Here is a 15,569-nt window from a genome sequence, read left to right as displayed (position 1 = left end):
GGTTAGGATCAAGATTTTAATCTGCTCAGCTTTGAGGGGTTGAAAGAAAAACATAATTGTATCGATCAAGATTCTCTTCATAATTTTTTTGGTGCTCCAAATGCAAAGCTGTATTATAGGTGATTTTTAACTAAATCCATTATCGTATCCAAGACCATTTTGGTCTCGATAACGATGATATAAGGCACTGGCTTTATAGCAAAGTAAATATATTTAATCTAAGGTTTGTACTTCAACGCTGGGATAAATATGCAGTCAAACCTTTCATTACTGAAATTAACGTCGTTGTAAAAATACAAGGGGTAAGACATGAAAAAAATTAAAGTTGCTGCAGCAATCAGTTTAATTGCTGTTTCTCTTATAGTATGGAGAATAAGTCGGCCGGTGGAAATTATCGCTGTGCATGACGGAGATACTTTATTGGTTAAAAATTTCCCATTGTTTAAATACCAACAAATTTCATGGTGGGAAAATAATAAAAAAAATATTTACGAGAAATACAAAATACCTTCATTATACAATGATGGATCTTATATGGTATTTATCTTGAATTATGGAGAAGGGTATAGAGTTGATAGAAATACCGATCAGGACTCCAATCTACTTTGTTTTGAAGATATGAAAGTAGCTGCCAACTGTATTGAAAAGGATCCTCTTTTCATGGTTCATAGAGCATCTGCTTCAAGAGTCTATTACCATTGAAGCATTTTCAATACCGCTTAAGACAAAAATGCCCAATGCTCAGCACCAGGCGTTTAAAGTATAAATCTGACCGGCCCCATATTAGGCCAGTCATTCTACACGGTTTAGAAGTGCGTATTGATCGACATATAGGCTGTGCGACCCGACTCGTTGTAAGTATATGCTCCAGCACCGTAAAGATATGCACCAGTAGTAGTGTTCCCTGTTGTCTGCGCATTGCCTTCGCGGAAGTGGCGTTTATCCAGCAAGTTATCGATTCCCGCCGTGATATCGACGTACTTATTCACGGTATAAGTCGTGCTTAAACCAAATAGCGCGTAAGGACTGACTGCCCAGGTTTCGGAACCCGTAGCGTCGTCGCCTTTATAATTATATTTTTTAGGTTTTTGTTTACCGTACCAGGTCATGGTCCCGCTCACTGACCAATTTTCTCGAACCTGCCAATCTACCGTCGAATTAATCGTGAATTTGGGGATTACCGACAAATAGTCATTGGTGGTCTTATTCTTGTTCTCAATATTATAGGTGAAGTTATTTTGCATGGTTATGTTCTGGCTAATCGGGAAATTAAATGTTCCCTCAATACCTTGGACCACCGATTTCGGCACGTTTTCCCATTTATAAACATCTGAGGTCCCGTTTGAATATTCCGCCGAATAACCCGCCTCAATCTTGTTGTGATAATCATTGCGATAGTAAGTCAGACCGGCCTGAACATCTTGGTGATGATATTCAATACCGATCTCCTTGTTGACGCTGGTCTCGGCTTTAAGATTTTTATTACCCTGTAGGTAACAAGAACCGGCGCTGGCGTAACAGCCTTGCCCGTTGCTGTAGAGTAAATAGTTAGGGTTAGTCTGATAAAGGTTAGGCGCTTTATAAGCTCGGGCAATACCCATTTTTAAGGTGAAATCACTGCCCAGACCTTGAGACAGGTTCAGTGATGGACTGAAGTTTTTGCCGGTAATGCTTTGATAATCAAAACGCAGTCCCGGCGTCACGGTGGTTGAGTCGGTGACTTCAATATTGTCTTCGGTGAACAGTGAATAGATATTTGCAGATGAGTAAGGGCTGCGGCCGGTGCTGCTCAGGCCTTCTACCGTTCCGCCTTGCGCGGTTTGTGTATCGGAGATCGGGTCTTTCATCGTTTGATGATTCCACTCGGCCCCGAAGGTGGCAGTCTGGTGGAAATAAAGCTCAAGCGGGATATTAACCTCGGTGTGCGCGTTTACGTCACTGAGATCAATGGTCGAATACCCTTGATTAGTCGTGCTAAAAATCCCCTCGGTGCCACCGGCAAGACCTTCATTTAGGCGTTTGTTGCGGGTGCGTTCGTACTGGATATAGTTGGAGGTGGTTACGCCATTGTCCCATGCACCGGTGTGCTTCAGGTTCAGGGTTTGACGATATAACACGTTGGTTTCTTTGCCATAGTTTGCGCTGACCAGCGCATTGGTGTTGGTGTTCTGTGTATCTCCCGCGTAGAGATTTCCCTGACGGCTAAATCCGGCAGAAAGCTCTAAAGACTGCATGGGCATAAATTCCCAACGCAGGACGCCGTTAATGTCTTTATTAATTACGCCTTCACGACCCGCGGGGACACTGGAGGCATAAGTGCCGGTGCGCGGGGCTTCGTGGCTGGCATTGATGTTTTGCGCATCGGCCTGAGTTTTAGACCAGCCGCCGTAAAGCTTAAAGGTCAGGTTGTCGGTGATACCGCCAGAGAGACTGGCGTTAGAACGCTTGGTTGCGCCTTCGCTTTTATGTTCTGGAGCATTGAAATAGGTATTGAACGAGCCGTGCAGATCCTGGGTAGTCGGCTTGGTGATGATGTTGATTACACCGCCCGCAGCACCACTGCCATAACGCGCCGCTGCGGGCCCGCGGATCACCTGAATGCTTTGCACCATTTCAGGTGGAACCCAATCGGTGTCACCTCGGCTGTCACGCTCGCCGCGCCAGCCGTAGCGCACCGCATTTTTACTGCTTACCGGCATACCGTCGATCAACACCATGGTATTTTCTGGGCCCATGCCGCGAATATCAATCTGGCGATTGTTGCCGCGCTGGCCGCTGGTTGAGTTACCGGTCAGATTCACTCCCGGCATGGTACGGATAATCTCAGAAAGATCGCGTGCGGGTGGGTGCTTTTTGATTTCATCTTCAGTGATTACTGAAACACCTGGCGCCTGCAAGGTCTGCTGCTTCGCGGTTACGGTAATGGTATCGCCAGGCTCTTGATCTTGTTTATTTTTCTTGGCAGCTGCAGGGTTTGATTCACTGTCTTTGATGCTACTGATTTGTTCGGCTTGAGATATTGATGGTAAGAGCACGCTAAAAGAGGTCACTGAAAATAGCGTCACCTTGGTATAAAACAGGATATTTTTCATAATAATAGCAGACCATTCCGTTGCTTATAATTAGTGCGGCTGTGTTAAAAATTAAATTTATAGGGATGAATTTTTTTTGCGCATGAGAATGCTATCAATAATGATTATCGTTATCAATGAAATGTTATGTAGAGTTTTGAGTGTTTTAGATACGAAATGAGAAATCTAAATGAAAATTTGTGTAACTAGTTGTGTTTTTCTGAGGGCGTTGGTTTCTTTTTTAATAGAAATTTACAGCTAGGGCAGTGAAAATTACACTGCCCCAATTTTGCAAGAAGAGGGGTGAGATTAATGAGTGGAAGTTTGCGGTTCGATTGGGCTTTCTGAAACTGCGTTAATTTTTTCCAGTGATTTACCTTTGGTTGTTGCGCCAAAGATAACCACGATCAACACGCCGGTCAGCAAAATCGTGGTCGTCATGGTAAATACGCCTGCAAAACCCAACGAGGCCGAAAATACCCCGATGATAGTCGGTGCCATGATGCTGCCAATACGGCCAAAGGCGCTGGCAAAACCGCAGCCTGTTGCGCGAATAGCAGTAGGGAAGCTCTCTGGCGTGTAAGCATACAAGCCGGCATAGGCGCCATTCAGAAAGAATGACAACACCGCAGCGGATGTAATGATCGACACATGGCTGCCCGATTGGCTAAGAAACCAGGCGCTGATCGCACCGCCTATCAAATACAGCGCGATGGTGTGCTTGCGATCCAATCGATCGGAAAGCAACGCCGCCGAGAAATACCCCGGAATTTGCGCGATATAAATGATAATCGAAAATTCAAAACTCTTGGTTATCGTGAAGCCTTTGGCAATCAGTAGCGATGGGATCCAGGCAAAGAATCCGTAATAGCAGAAAGTCACCACAAACCAGATCAGCCAGATTACAATAGTTTGCTTGCGCATCGAGGCAGTAAACATCATGCCGACAGACTGTAAGAATCCTAGTGGCGCACTACGCGTTTCAACCTCGGCGGCTGCCGTCGAGAAGGGGATGGCAGGCAGAGGTCGCCCAGTCGAACGTTCAACTTTTTTCTCCAGCGTGGCAATGACTTGCTCGGCTTCTTTGACTCGACCGCGATTAAGCAGAAAGCGCGGCGATTCCGGTAGACTACGACGCCACCACAGTAGCATCAGGATCGGCAGTGCGGTCATGACCTGCGCCCAGCGCCAACCTTCATCAAATGAAGGCACAATAAAGCGACCGATCAGCGCTGCACCTACAAATCCAAACGAGAAAAAGCCCGCCAAAGCGCCGATAAACCAGCCGCGTTTTTTAGGTGGGATAAATTCGCTCAGATAAGGGGCGATAATAACGCTTTCTGCGCCGACGCCGACCCCTGCCAATACGCGGGCAATCAGGAAGCTCGGGTAGTTAGGGGCTATGGCGGCAAATATCGTCATCACACAGTAAATGGCCAAAGCCCAGCACATCACGGATTTGCGGCCAATGCGGTCACCGAGATATCCGGCCATTAGCGCGCCAAACAATACTCCAATTGGCGTGGCGGATCCTACCAGGCCAAGCTCGGCGCTGCTAAGGCCCCAGACGGCGTGAACGGCGGGCATTAAAAAGGCGATAATGGCGATATCCATGCCGTCAAAGGTGTAGCCAAGGCCGCCGATGAACAGCAGGAAATAATGGGGCGCGCTCAAGGGTAAGCGGTCTAAACGTTGTAACAATGACATAGTGGCGATCTCACGGGTAGGAGGGGACTGCCTGTACAAGGCAGCCGAAGCTGCCCTGATGCCTTAATTGCAAAAGATTAGTGCGACAATAAACCGCTATCTTTAACCACTTCACCCTGACGAATAATCAGCGGTATATGTTTTCCCTGGCCGCTGAGTAAACGGATATCGCTGAGCGGACAGCCGTCGATCACAATCAGGTCTGCACTGGCACCCACTTCCAGACAGCCAATTTCACCCTCCATCCGCAGCAGTTTTGCCGCCAGACTGGTTGCGCTGCGGATCACTTCCTGAGTTGGCAGTACCCGAGATCGGATCTCGAACTCTTCTGACTGATGCACGTGCATATCACCCAGCAGATCACTGCCATAGGCCATTGGCAGTCGAGCTTCATACATGATTTTCAGGCTATCAAGGCCTGCGAGACGGACGTCGTCGATTTTAGCTATCGAGTCAGGCTGTAAACCGTACTGCGCGCCTTCAAGTTTTAACATTTCATAAGTGACCAGCGTCGGGCAGGCCATCGCGCCTTTCGCCGCTGCGTGGGCGGCGGTAGCCGGTGTGATCAAGTTGCAGTGTTCGAGAGAAAGTACCCCGGCATCTACCGCGCGACGAATGGCTTCATCGGTGTAAAGGTGGGCGCTGACATAGGTCTTTGCGTTGCTGGCTTCTTCAACGACGGCCTCTAGCTCAGACACCGAGAAGCTCAAAAATTCAATAGGATCGCTAGGTGACGAGACGCCACCGTTTGCCATTATCTTGATGAACTGGGCACCGCCTTTAATCTCTTCACGCGCGGCGCTGCGAACTTCATCGACGCCGTTACAGACACGTCCCAGGGCACCCAGTTTGTCGGCATAGAAATCAACATTGCGACGATCAAAACGGCCGCGATAGTCGGTGTGCCCGCCGGTTTGTGACAGTGCTTTGCCGCAGACCACCAAACGCGGGCCATTGATCAGTCCCTCTTCCTGTGCCTGTTTCAGGCCATAGTCCGCGCCGCCGACGTCACGGACAGTGGTAAAACCGCGCATCAGCATTTCGTTCATCAGTTTTGAGGCACGAGCAGTGACCAGTGAATCAGGCAAAAGGGCATTGACGCCGAGGTTGGCGCTGCTGGCGACGACGTGCACGTGGCAGTCGATTAATCCTGGCATCAGCGTCTTGCCCGCCAGATCGATAACGATTGCGTCAGTGGCGTCGATAGTGTCTGCCGAGACCGCAGCAATGCGCCCGTCGCGGATCAACAATTGATGATTTTTTAAAGGCTGATCGGCATTGCCGTCGACCAGATTGGCATTGATAAAAAGGATTGCGTTAGTTGAGGATGTCATAGTCTTAGCGCTCTCGCCTATCTTGGGGTTGTGATTAAATAACTGAAAAATATCTAATATTATTTTTTTAATTGCCTGCTTATTCTATGAACAGGCTTTTGCAGCATCGGTTATCTGTTTGAAATAATGAAATGAAAAAGGCGCATGCCGCCATGCGTCAGAGGAATGAGGAGACACGGCAAAATTAAACATGCGTTATTGATATTATCGCTTGAGCATTTTTTGCTGATATAAAGGTGTCTGGACGCAATTTAACCATGAGACGAGCAGTGACTATCGTTAACTATATCTCCCGTCGTTACCTGACAACATTTGCTTCGCTGTTGCTGATTGCCGTAAGCGGTTTATGGAATCCATTACCTGCGGCATTGGCTGCGATTCAACCGATTGCAGCCCCGGCAATGACCATCGTAAAGCCGGTAATCGACTGTGCCGATCTGGCCAATGTTGACCTCTCGGCTATTGGCGGAGCAGGCAGCAAAATCATGTCAGTCAGGGAAGTGGTTAAAGGCGATATTTTTTGCGAAGTTAAAGGTCTGCTCAAGCCAACCATCAATTTCACCGTTTTATTGCCGATTAACAGCTGGAGTCAAAGATACTTACAGGTGGGCTGCGGCGGGCTGTGTGGGCGAGTATTGCTGCAGCTAGACGGCGCGGCAGGATGCAGGCCGCTTGAAACTAGCGGCTTTGTCATTGCCGCAACCGATATGGGCCACGTCACTGGCGAGGCAAACTTCGGCAATAATCCGCAAAAAAGACGCGACTTTGCCTATCGCAGCGTACATCTCACCAGCGTTGCGACCAAACAGCTTATTACGACTTACTATGGACGAGCAGCGGCTTACTCTTATTTCAGCGGGTGTTCTGACGGGGGGCGTGAAGCATTAGTCGAGGCGCAACGTTATCCCCACGATTTCAACGGGATTATCGCGGGTGCGCCGGTTAACAACTTTCAGGTGCACAAAGCGTTGGATCACGGCTGGGAAGCGGTTTCCAATACCGATGCCAGCGGTAATGCCATCATTACCGCGCAACTTTTGCCGCTGATTCACCAGGCAGTCTTGCAGCAGTGTGATGCACAGGATGGTCAAAAAGACGGCCTGATTGCTGACCCGCAAAGCTGTCATTTTGATCCGTCGGTATTGAGCTGTGCCGATCTCAGCGCGGATAATATTGCCGGTGAAGACTGCCTGTCGGAACTGCAAATTAGTGTGCTGCGCAAAATTTATGGCGGCCCGCGAGATAGTGTTACTGGTCAGCGCTTGACGGCGGGCGGCCCATTGCCGGGCTCAGAGCTTGGATGGGCAGGACTCTTTGTGCCGAGGAAAACTGGCGATCTGAATTACAGTCAGGGGGTGGCGCTGTCGACGTTGAAATATCTTAATTATGAGAAAAATCCACCGGCTAGTTTCACGCTGAAAGATTTGAAGTTCAATCAACAGACGCTGGCCGAGCTGATTAAGCTGCATCCGTTGTACGATTCCAGCAACTCCAGCCTGCAGGCGTTTTATGCTGCGGGCGGCAAACTGATTCTATGGCACGGCTGGGCCGACCCAAGTATCACTCCACTTAACACGTTGGCCTATCACCTCGCAATCGGGCAAACCATGGGCACAGTCGAGCGTGATAAATTCGAACGCCTTTATATGCTGCCCGGTGTATATCATTGCTCCACCGGGCCTGGGCCTAGCCAGATTGATTTCCTGACGCCGATGCTTGAATGGGTTGAACAGGGCAAGGCACCCGATGCGCTGGTTTCCTATCAAACGGTGCCGGGGCAGAAAAGCAAAATTGTCACCAAGGCTTTGCAAGGGGATATGCGTCTCGAATACGTTGCCGAAGGTGCGCCTTCAAGACCGGTTTTCCCCTATCCAGACTACGCGGTTTACAGTGGTAGAGGAGATGAGGGGCAGGCGGCGAGCTATTTGCGAAAACGACTGGCGACCGTGCCGACCCGCTATCCGTGGTTGGGTGATAAAATGTTTACGCCATATCAGGTGATGAATTAAGGGGCTGAAAAGGTGAAAGGCCCTCGTACTCAAGCAACCAACGTTTAAACAGTTTTGTGGCGCGGTTTTCGTGGCGTTGCTGCGGCGTAACCAGATAAAAGCCGCCGCCCTGTTGTGCCGATGCCGCACAGGCGCGAACCAGACTGCCCTGTTTCAAGGGGCGATCGATAATGCGCTTCCAGGCCAACGCAATGCCAACCCCTTGAATTGCCAGCTCAATCAGCGGAGGGTAATGATTAACGCGTAAGGTGTTGCTTAAGTTAATGGGCGGCAATCCGTTGAGGTCCAGCCATTCCTGCCAGCCAATCCACTGGCGCTGTGCATCTTCAAGAACCAGTAAGGTTTCCTGCGCTAACTCCTGCGGTGAAAAGGCTTCTTTACCTGCAAGATATTCTGGTGAACACACCGGGAATATCTCCTCGTCAAACAAACGAATAGTATCAAAATGAATAATATTGCTTTGCTTGAGGTAATACATTCCAACGTCAAATTCAAAGCTGGAGAGGGTGCTAATACCGTCGCGCATAATCAGGTTAAAACGAATATCGGGATAAGCCTGACGAAAAGCGCTAAGCCGCTCGGGGATCCAAAATTGCGCAATGCCGGATGAGCAGGCGAGATTAATCTCATTCTCTCCTGCGTGCTTCATCACTCTGGCAGTTGCGTCTGCGCACTCTTCCAGCAGGTAGCGCACCCGATGCAGATAACGCTCACCGGCGGTGGTCAAAACCAGTCCGTTGTGTTGCCGCAGCATCAGGGTTCGCCCCAAAGACTGTTCGAGTGTGGCTATCTGCCTGCTGACTGCGCTTTGAGTCAGGTTGAGTTCTTCGCCGGCACGGGTAAAACTTCCCAGTCGAACGGTGGCTTCGAAGGCGACCAGAGTATGTAAAGGAGGAAGGGGGGATAACGCCATATTACTGTTCTTTTTATTGTGCAAACATGATTGGTAATATGAGCAAGATGATTTAACCGGTCAATCTCTCTGGCTGTTCCTGCCAGTAGATTTTCTTATACTTGCGTGTGGAGTCTACGTTGTTGAGGTTGGTGCAGTCGCTATGAAAGTGTTCACTTACCCGCAAACGCAGGGCACATCTGATGCAATAACTATCTTGTGACAGACTTTGTCACAAATGCGCCCAGTAAATCCGAGTGCGCGGAGCATTTTACTCCCTTATAATTCGCCAGCAGTATTCGCCGTTATATTAATGACAACTTTTTTAAATACAGAGCAATGCATGTGAAAATCCGTCTTTTGGTACTGAGCTTTTTAGCCCTCAATGCAAGCATGATGATGCCTGTCGATGCCATGGCTGGCAGCAAGACGCCGGTTGTCGCTCCTTTAGTTCAAATCGCTTCTGGCAGTGCCATGGTGGTTGATCTCAAAACCCATGAAGTGATTTATTCGCGCGATCCCGATCAGGTCAGGCCGATTGCCTCCCTGACAAAACTGATGACGGCGATGGTGACTCTTGATGCCAAGCAGCCGCTCGATGAAGTGATCTCGGTTGATATCCATAATACTCCCGAGATGCGCGGCGTGTTTTCCCGCGTCAAAGTAAACAGTGAAATTACTCGCCGCCAGATGATCCAGCTGGCTTTAATGTCTTCTGAAAACCGTGCCGCGGCCAGTCTGGCTGCACACTATCCGGGTGGTTACGACGCGTTTATTCGTGCGATGAATGCCAAGGCGAAAGCGTTGGGGATGACGCACACTCATTACGTTGAGCCGACCGGTCTTTCCATTAATAACGTATCTACGGCGCGTGATTTGACTCGCCTGCTGATGGCAACCCGAATGTATCCGCTGATCGGTGAGCTGAGCACCACTCAGGAAAAAACGGCAGTGTTTAGCCATCCGGCCTACGCGCTACCGTTTCGCAATACCAATCATCTGATCATGAATAATAAGTGGGATATTCAGGTGACCAAGACCGGTTATACCGATGAGGCGGGGCATTGTCTCGCGATGCGTACCGTAATTAACGGTAAGCCGGTAACGCTGGTGGTATTGGACGCGTTCGGCAAGTTTACCGCTTTTGCCGATGCTTCAAGGCTGCGTACCTGGATGGAAACGGGCAAGAGCGTGCCGGTGCCGCAAATAGCTAAAGTTTATCGCAAAGAGAAAGACCAGCGACGCACTGAGCCCACAGTAGAGCAGGCCACCGACTAATAGAAGACAGGTCGAAATATCCACCCGGCAGAGCCCAACGCCGGGTGGATATTTTCTGAGAAAAACAGGTAGAGGTAATCAGAGAGGAAACGTTAGAAGATAAGTTTAAATACGCCCGTTATGGTCAGCAGACCAACGATAAAGATAATGGCAATAATCCATAGAAAGATTTTCATATTTTCTCCTTGAGTAGGTACGCCGCAGAATAAGCATCGCTAATTCAATGATATTCATTACTCAAGTATAGTTCCTGTCTGTAAAAATTCCTTTCAAGCCACAAATTTACGCGACATCACTTCAGGCCGTTTCAGGTGACATTGCCGCGCGCAGCCCACACTGCGGGCTGGTCAACGGGATCCCAAATTGCGTGAGATTCGCCGCTCCTGCCATCGAAGCCTGGGCTAGCACTACCACTTCGGCACCATTTTGATAAGCCTTGTCTGCGGCAGCGGCAATCAGTTGCAAATATCCGGCGCTGTTCCCCTGTTTGAAACGCTCCCAGGCCTCGGCGACCCATGAAAAACTGATATCAGCCTCTCTCTCGCCCTGAACGTCAGCAAACAGCTTTAAGGTGGGGCCTTTTGTCGTCTCAACGGCATACAGCACGGAAATGTGCCCCTCTGCGGCCAGCGCGGTTTCAGCCAATGCCAGGTCGACGCGCAGCATACGCACCGACGTCTGTTTTGCCGCATCTTCCGCCGCCGGGCCTAACGTCGAGCAGGTCAACAAAACCACCTCGGCGTCTTCGGCAAGCTGCAGGAGAGTCTCAACCGTTTGCTGACGGATACTTTGTGTCAAACCTCCCGCCATCTCGCAAGCCTGCAATAAATCCTCTCTGACATGATGGCGAAGATACTCCGCAGGAATATTCAGCTCGACCGCCGCAGCTTTAAATACGGCAATATTGCTTTCGGCGGTGTGCAGTAAATGGATCCTCATGAGCGCTCCCTGAAAGTCGTTTTATTAAATGTAATGTGCCTCACAAAGGTAATCGATTTTTCCCCGTGGAAGTGGTTTTTTTGTCAGTTAATGCTATCCCTTTTTATAGGGGTTTAAGACCGCTCAAGTCAGATGTATTATTTGGTTCGTTTAATGGCGCAGTAAAATAAAGGTCTTTTGTTTAAGTGCCGTTTAAATACCCCGATATTGCCTGTTTTGTGCACTTCCGAGCTGTAAACAAATGTTATTTACTATGAGCGCATTTTTCGTGGTTATTAATTAATTGAATTTAAAGTATTTTTTAATGTACCGCTTGGTACGAAATTAATTACTTTCAGCTAACATCTCCGTATAATCTTTTTCACATTTTTCGGGCCCTTTTTTAGGTCCCGGCATTTACTCGTCATGTAATGTGCGTAACCAGGAGAAATATCGTGAAACGCAGACATTTTCTGACTTCCCTCGGTGTGTTGTTAGTCAGCACAGCCCTGAAAGTCAAAGCAAAAATCATCTCAGGCGGAATGCCATGGGTTGTCCATGCCGTCAGGCCACCTAAGCCGGTTGTTGCCGGTGGCTGGTTGTTCTTCAATCCGCTGGAGGTCGCGACGATAGAAGCTATCGCCGATCGCATAATTCCTGCAGATGAGCTGAGCATTGGCGGTAAAGAGGCTGGATGTGCGGTGTTTCTTGACCGCCAGTTAGCCGGTGATTACGGCAGCGCGGTTAGCGTTTATCGCCTTGGCCGTTTTGTTGAGGATGGTTTACCGCAGGCGGGCCCACAGTATAAAGACGTCCCTTCAGAACGTTATCGCCTGGGTCTGGCCTCAATCAATGAAGCTTCAAAAGCACGTTACAGCGGCAAAACATTCAGTGAGCTGACCGCAGAGCAGCAGGATGATTTTCTGAGCAAAATAGAAACCGGTGACGTTCCTCTGGCTGGTGTCAACGGCAAATTCTTCTTTGCCCAGCTGATCCAGAACATGCGTGAAGGCTTCTTTGCCGACCCGATTTATGGCGGCAACAAGGATATGGCGAGCTGGAAAATGCTTGGCTTCCCGGGTGCGCAATATGACTTCCGAGACGTGATCGACCGTCGTGGTGAAGACCTGCACATCATCCCTGTGAGCATGGTCAGTAACTACAAAAAATCATAAAAAGCCGGTCATCGAGCGGGCATTAGATTCACCTGGAGAGAATTTATGAGCAAAGTAAGAGAGAAGGTCGACGCGGTTATCGTCGGTCTCGGTTGGGCAGGTTCGTTGATGGCTAACGAACTGACACAGGCTGGTTTAAACGTTGTCGCAATTGAGCGTGGCTCCTGGCGCGATACCAGCACCGATTTCCCAACCACTATCGATACCGACGAACTCCGTTTCATCAGCCGTCGTGCAATTTTGCAGCCGACCGCTGTCGAAACCATGACCTTCCGTAATAACCCGATTCAACAAGCATTGCCGCTGCGTGAGTTCAATACTTATCAGTTCGGTATGAACGTTGGCGGTGCTGGTACGCACTGGAATGCCATGACCTGGCGCTTCCTGCCGAACGACTTCCAGACCTATTCCAATACTGTAGAACGTTATGGTAAGCACAAGTTCCTGGAAGGCATGCAGGTGCAGGACTGGGGCGTCACCTATAACGATCTCGAACCGTTCTATGACAAATTCGAACGTTTTGCCGGTACTTCAGGCAAAGCCGGTAATATCAAAGGCGAGAAAATCGACGGTGGTAACGTCTTCGAAGGTCCGCGCAGCCGTGATTATCCCCTGCCTGCACTGAAGCGTACTCAGCTGTCGATGATTTTCGACAAGGCGACCCGCGAGATGGGCCTGCACCCATTTGCAGTGCCTGCCGGTAACACTTCTGGCGCGTATACCAACACGCTGGGCATCAACATGGCGCCGTGCACCTACTGCGGTTATTGCGAATTCTTCGGCTGTGGTAACTGGTCCAAGAGCAGCCCAAATGCCTGTATCTTGCCTGCGGTAATGCAGCGTCCAAACTTCTCGGTGATCACTGATTCTGAAGTACTGCGCGTTAACAAAGCGGCAGACGGTAAAACCGCGACCGGCGTAACCTTTATCGGCAGCGACGGCGTAGAATGGGAACAACCAGCAGATATCGTGGTTATCTCGGCTTATCAATTCGATAACGTCCGCCTGATGTTGCTTTCCGGCATTGGCCAACCTTACAACCATGCAACCGGTGAAGGTGTGGTAGGCCGTAACTACGCCTATCAAACGATTTCGGGTGCTGGCGTATTCTTCGAAAACGAAAATCTTAACCCATTCATCGGCGCGGGCGCTTTGGCGCAGGCGGTTGATGATTACAACAGTGATAACTTTGACCACACCAACCACGATTTCATCGGCGGCGGCGTGGCACTGGTTCACTCCACCAACGGTCGTCCAATCACCTTGTCAGGCGCGGTCCCTCCGGGCACACCAAAGTGGGGTTCCAAGTGGAAGCAGGCAGCCAAAGACAGCTACCAGAACTACAACTCTGTTTATGTGATGGGCAACAGCTATCCACATCGCGACGTGTTCCTCGATCTGGATCCAGAATATAAAGACCGTCACGGCCAGCCTCTGCTGCGTGTGACCTTTGACTGGATTGAAAACGACAAGCGTTCCGGTAAATTCATGGCCGACCGTTCAGTTGAAATCGGTCACGCAATGGGCGCTAAAACCGTGGTTCGTCAAGAACCTACCGCTGCACCATTCTCTCCGATGGATAACCTGTCATCGCACACAACCGGCGGTGCATGTATGGGCGATGATCCGAAAACCAGCGCGGTTAACCGTTATCTGCAAAGCTGGGATGTGCACAATGTCTTCGTATGTGGCGCATCGGCATTTGCCAACAACGGCGGTTACAATCCGACCGGTACCGTTGGCGCACTGACCCTGTGGGCGGCTGAGGCTATCAAGACTCAGTATCTGAAATCTCCTGGTCCATTGGTGAGGGTGTAAGCATGGGCGTTAAGAAGACGATAGCTTCGGTAGTTGGCGTTGTTGCTGTGGTTGGACTGGGATTTGTCGGTTATAAAACCTGGCACAACGCCCATCAAACTTACTCTTTCCAGGCACCGGTTTCTACCGGCATGACGGGTCAAACGGCTATCGAACGCGGTAAGTATCTGGCGCAGGCCGGTGACTGTGTGGCCTGTCATACGGCACCGGGCGGCAAACCGTTCGCTGGTGGATTGGGGCTGAGCACGCCGTTTGGTGTGATTTATGCAACCAACATTACTCCGGATAAAGATACCGGGATTGGTGGCTGGACCGATCAGCAGTTTATGGATGCAGTGCGAAAAGGTAAGGGCGTTCACGGAGAGAATCTGTATCCGGCGATGCCTTACAACGTTTATACCCAGGTAAGCGATGCCGATCTGAAAGATCTGAAAGCCTATCTGGATAGCGTGCCTGCGGTGCATTACGACGGTCCTAAAACCGACCTGCCATTCCCGTATAACATCCGCCTGATGATGTTTGGCTGGAACCTGCTGTTCCTGGATAACGCACCGTTCAAAGCCGATCCTAAACAGTCGGATCAGTGGAATCGCGGCGCATATCTGGTTGAAGGACTGGGTCACTGTACTTCGTGTCACACTGCTAAAAACCTGCTGGGCGCTGATAACTTTGGCGTTCACCTGCAAGGGTCGCAGCTCGAAGGCTGGCTGGCTCCGGAAATCACCGGTAATACCCGTCAGGGCGTTGGCGCGTGGAGTAACGATGAGTTGGTAGATTACCTGAAAACCGGTGCTAACGACAAAACCGTGGCAGCAGGCCCAATGGCTGAAGCGGTACACAACTCTCTACAACACCTGAACAAGCAGGATCTGACGGCAATTGCTGTTTATCTGAAGAGCTTGCCGGGCAGCAAAGACGAGACCCAGACGCTGGTTAACACTCAGGACGTAATGGCGCGAGGTAAAGACATCTACCTGAGCAACTGCGCGGCCTGCCACCAGTCTAACGGTGAAGGCGTGCGCAACATGGTGCCAGCACTGAAGGGAAATAACGCATTGCAGGCCGAAGCTCCAACCAACGTGTTGCACGTTATTATGGTTGGCGCGCAGGGCGCAGCAACGGACAGCAACCCAACCAGCGCAGCAATGCCTGAGTTTGGCTGGAAGCTGACCGACCAGCAGGCGGCGGATGTCAGCACCTACGTGCGTAACAGCTGGGGCAACGCGGCTCCAATGGTTACTGCAGAGCAGGCGGCGGACGCGCGCAAACTGCTTAAAGGTGATGCAGCACTGCAAAATCCAGCAACTAAGTAAACGCTGGAACATAATGGAAAGGCTCCCGAGGGAGCCTTTTTTATTGAAAAAAAA

General features: G+C 50.0%; 12 protein-coding genes. 7 read left to right on the top strand and 5 right to left on the bottom strand.

Going from position 1 to position 15,569, the window contains the following annotated elements; genetic code table 11:
• The first annotated feature begins 134 nt into the window (after positions 1-134).
• Entirely contained in the window at positions 135-323 is a 189-nt protein-coding gene (locus AB3G37_RS18215) for a DUF3289 family protein (protein ID WP_369790992.1), read from the top strand.
• The gene (locus tag AB3G37_RS18210; protein WP_369788709.1) at positions 310-702 is read left to right on the top strand and encodes a DUF943 family protein; all 393 of its coding nucleotides are present in this window, start codon (positions 310-312) and stop codon (positions 700-702) included. Before AB3G37_RS18215 ends, AB3G37_RS18210 begins: the two co-directional genes overlap by 14 nt.
• 104 nt (positions 703-806) lie before the next feature.
• On the opposite strand, the gene AB3G37_RS18205 is transcribed toward AB3G37_RS18210, so the two are convergent.
• The 3 genes from AB3G37_RS18205 to AB3G37_RS18195 form a co-directional block, all read right to left on the bottom strand.
• A complete protein-coding gene (locus AB3G37_RS18205; protein WP_369788708.1) occupies positions 807-3,092 on the bottom strand; it encodes a TonB-dependent siderophore receptor in 2,286 nt (761 codons plus the stop codon).
• 288 nt (positions 3,093-3,380) lie between these two features.
• A complete protein-coding gene (locus AB3G37_RS18200; protein WP_369788707.1) occupies positions 3,381-4,778 on the bottom strand; it encodes an MFS transporter in 1,398 nt (465 codons plus the stop codon).
• Positions 4,779-4,855: 77 nt separating this feature from the next.
• Positions 4,856-6,112, bottom strand: coding sequence for an amidohydrolase family protein (locus tag AB3G37_RS18195; protein WP_369788706.1), 1,257 nt, complete (start codon positions 6,110-6,112; stop codon positions 4,856-4,858).
• Between the two features lie 257 nt (positions 6,113-6,369).
• Here AB3G37_RS18195 and AB3G37_RS18190 point away from each other — a divergent pair, with 257 nt between their 5' ends.
• A complete protein-coding gene (locus AB3G37_RS18190; protein WP_202799597.1) occupies positions 6,370-8,121 on the top strand; it encodes a tannase/feruloyl esterase family alpha/beta hydrolase in 1,752 nt (583 codons plus the stop codon).
• On the opposite strand, the gene AB3G37_RS18185 is transcribed toward AB3G37_RS18190, so the two are convergent.
• A complete protein-coding gene (locus tag AB3G37_RS18185) occupies positions 8,096-9,034 on the bottom strand; it encodes a LysR substrate-binding domain-containing protein (RefSeq protein WP_369788705.1) in 939 nt (312 codons plus the stop codon). The two genes, AB3G37_RS18190 and AB3G37_RS18185, sit on opposite strands and share 26 nt — an antisense overlap.
• 318 nt (positions 9,035-9,352) lie before the next feature.
• Between AB3G37_RS18185 and pbpG the strand changes: the two genes are divergently transcribed.
• The gene (gene pbpG / locus AB3G37_RS18180) at positions 9,353-10,291 is read left to right on the top strand and encodes a D-alanyl-D-alanine endopeptidase (protein ID WP_037378743.1); all 939 of its coding nucleotides are present in this window, start codon (positions 9,353-9,355) and stop codon (positions 10,289-10,291) included.
• A gap of 297 nt (positions 10,292-10,588) precedes the next feature.
• Here the strand turns inward: pbpG and AB3G37_RS18175 are convergent, their stop codons facing one another.
• Positions 10,589-11,230 (bottom strand): aspartate/glutamate racemase family protein, encoded by a 642-nt coding sequence (locus tag AB3G37_RS18175; RefSeq protein ID WP_369788704.1) that lies wholly within the window; start codon positions 11,228-11,230, stop codon positions 10,589-10,591.
• A gap of 434 nt (positions 11,231-11,664) precedes the next feature.
• Between AB3G37_RS18175 and AB3G37_RS18170 the strand changes: the two genes are divergently transcribed.
• The 3 genes from AB3G37_RS18170 to AB3G37_RS18160 are packed head-to-tail and all read left to right on the top strand — an operon-like array spanning position 11,665 to position 15,515.
• Entirely contained in the window at positions 11,665-12,384 is a 720-nt protein-coding gene (locus AB3G37_RS18170; protein ID WP_369788703.1) for a gluconate 2-dehydrogenase subunit 3 family protein, read from the top strand.
• Between the two features lie 45 nt (positions 12,385-12,429).
• Entirely contained in the window at positions 12,430-14,202 is a 1,773-nt protein-coding gene (locus AB3G37_RS18165) for a GMC family oxidoreductase (protein WP_009637638.1), read from the top strand.
• A gap of 2 nt (positions 14,203-14,204) precedes the next feature.
• Positions 14,205-15,515 (top strand): cytochrome c, encoded by a 1,311-nt coding sequence (locus tag AB3G37_RS18160; RefSeq protein WP_369788702.1) that lies wholly within the window; start codon positions 14,205-14,207, stop codon positions 15,513-15,515.
• Positions 15,516-15,569 lie beyond the last annotated feature (54 nt).

Source organism: Rouxiella sp. WC2420 (genome assembly GCF_041200025.1).
Taxonomy (GTDB): domain Bacteria; phylum Pseudomonadota; class Gammaproteobacteria; order Enterobacterales; family Enterobacteriaceae; genus Rouxiella.
This window is presented reverse-complemented; position numbering and strand designations above follow the sequence as displayed.

Bases quoted from the DNA above. Each gene is read 5' to 3' on its own strand.
- AB3G37_RS18205 (WP_369788708.1), bottom strand. From the start codon at position 3,092: ATGAAAAATATCCTGTTTTATACCAAGGTGACGCTATTTTCAGTGACC.
- pbpG (WP_037378743.1), top strand. From the start codon at position 9,353: ATGCATGTGAAAATCCGTCTTTTGGTACTGAGCTTTTTAGCCCTCAAT.
- AB3G37_RS18160 (WP_369788702.1), top strand. From the start codon at position 14,205: ATGGGCGTTAAGAAGACGATAGCTTCGGTAGTTGGCGTTGTTGCTGTG.
- AB3G37_RS18200 (WP_369788707.1), bottom strand. From the start codon at position 4,778: ATGTCATTGTTACAACGTTTAGACCGCTTACCCTTGAGCGCGCCCCAT.
- AB3G37_RS18175 (WP_369788704.1), bottom strand. From the start codon at position 11,230: ATGAGGATCCATTTACTGCACACCGCCGAAAGCAATATTGCCGTATTT.
- AB3G37_RS18185 (WP_369788705.1), bottom strand. From the start codon at position 9,034: ATGGCGTTATCCCCCCTTCCTCCTTTACATACTCTGGTCGCCTTCGAA.
- AB3G37_RS18190 (WP_202799597.1), top strand. From the start codon at position 6,370: ATGAGACGAGCAGTGACTATCGTTAACTATATCTCCCGTCGTTACCTG.
- AB3G37_RS18195 (WP_369788706.1), bottom strand. From the start codon at position 6,112: ATGACATCCTCAACTAACGCAATCCTTTTTATCAATGCCAATCTGGTC.
- AB3G37_RS18165 (WP_009637638.1), top strand. From the start codon at position 12,430: ATGAGCAAAGTAAGAGAGAAGGTCGACGCGGTTATCGTCGGTCTCGGT.
- AB3G37_RS18210 (WP_369788709.1), top strand. From the start codon at position 310: ATGAAAAAAATTAAAGTTGCTGCAGCAATCAGTTTAATTGCTGTTTCT.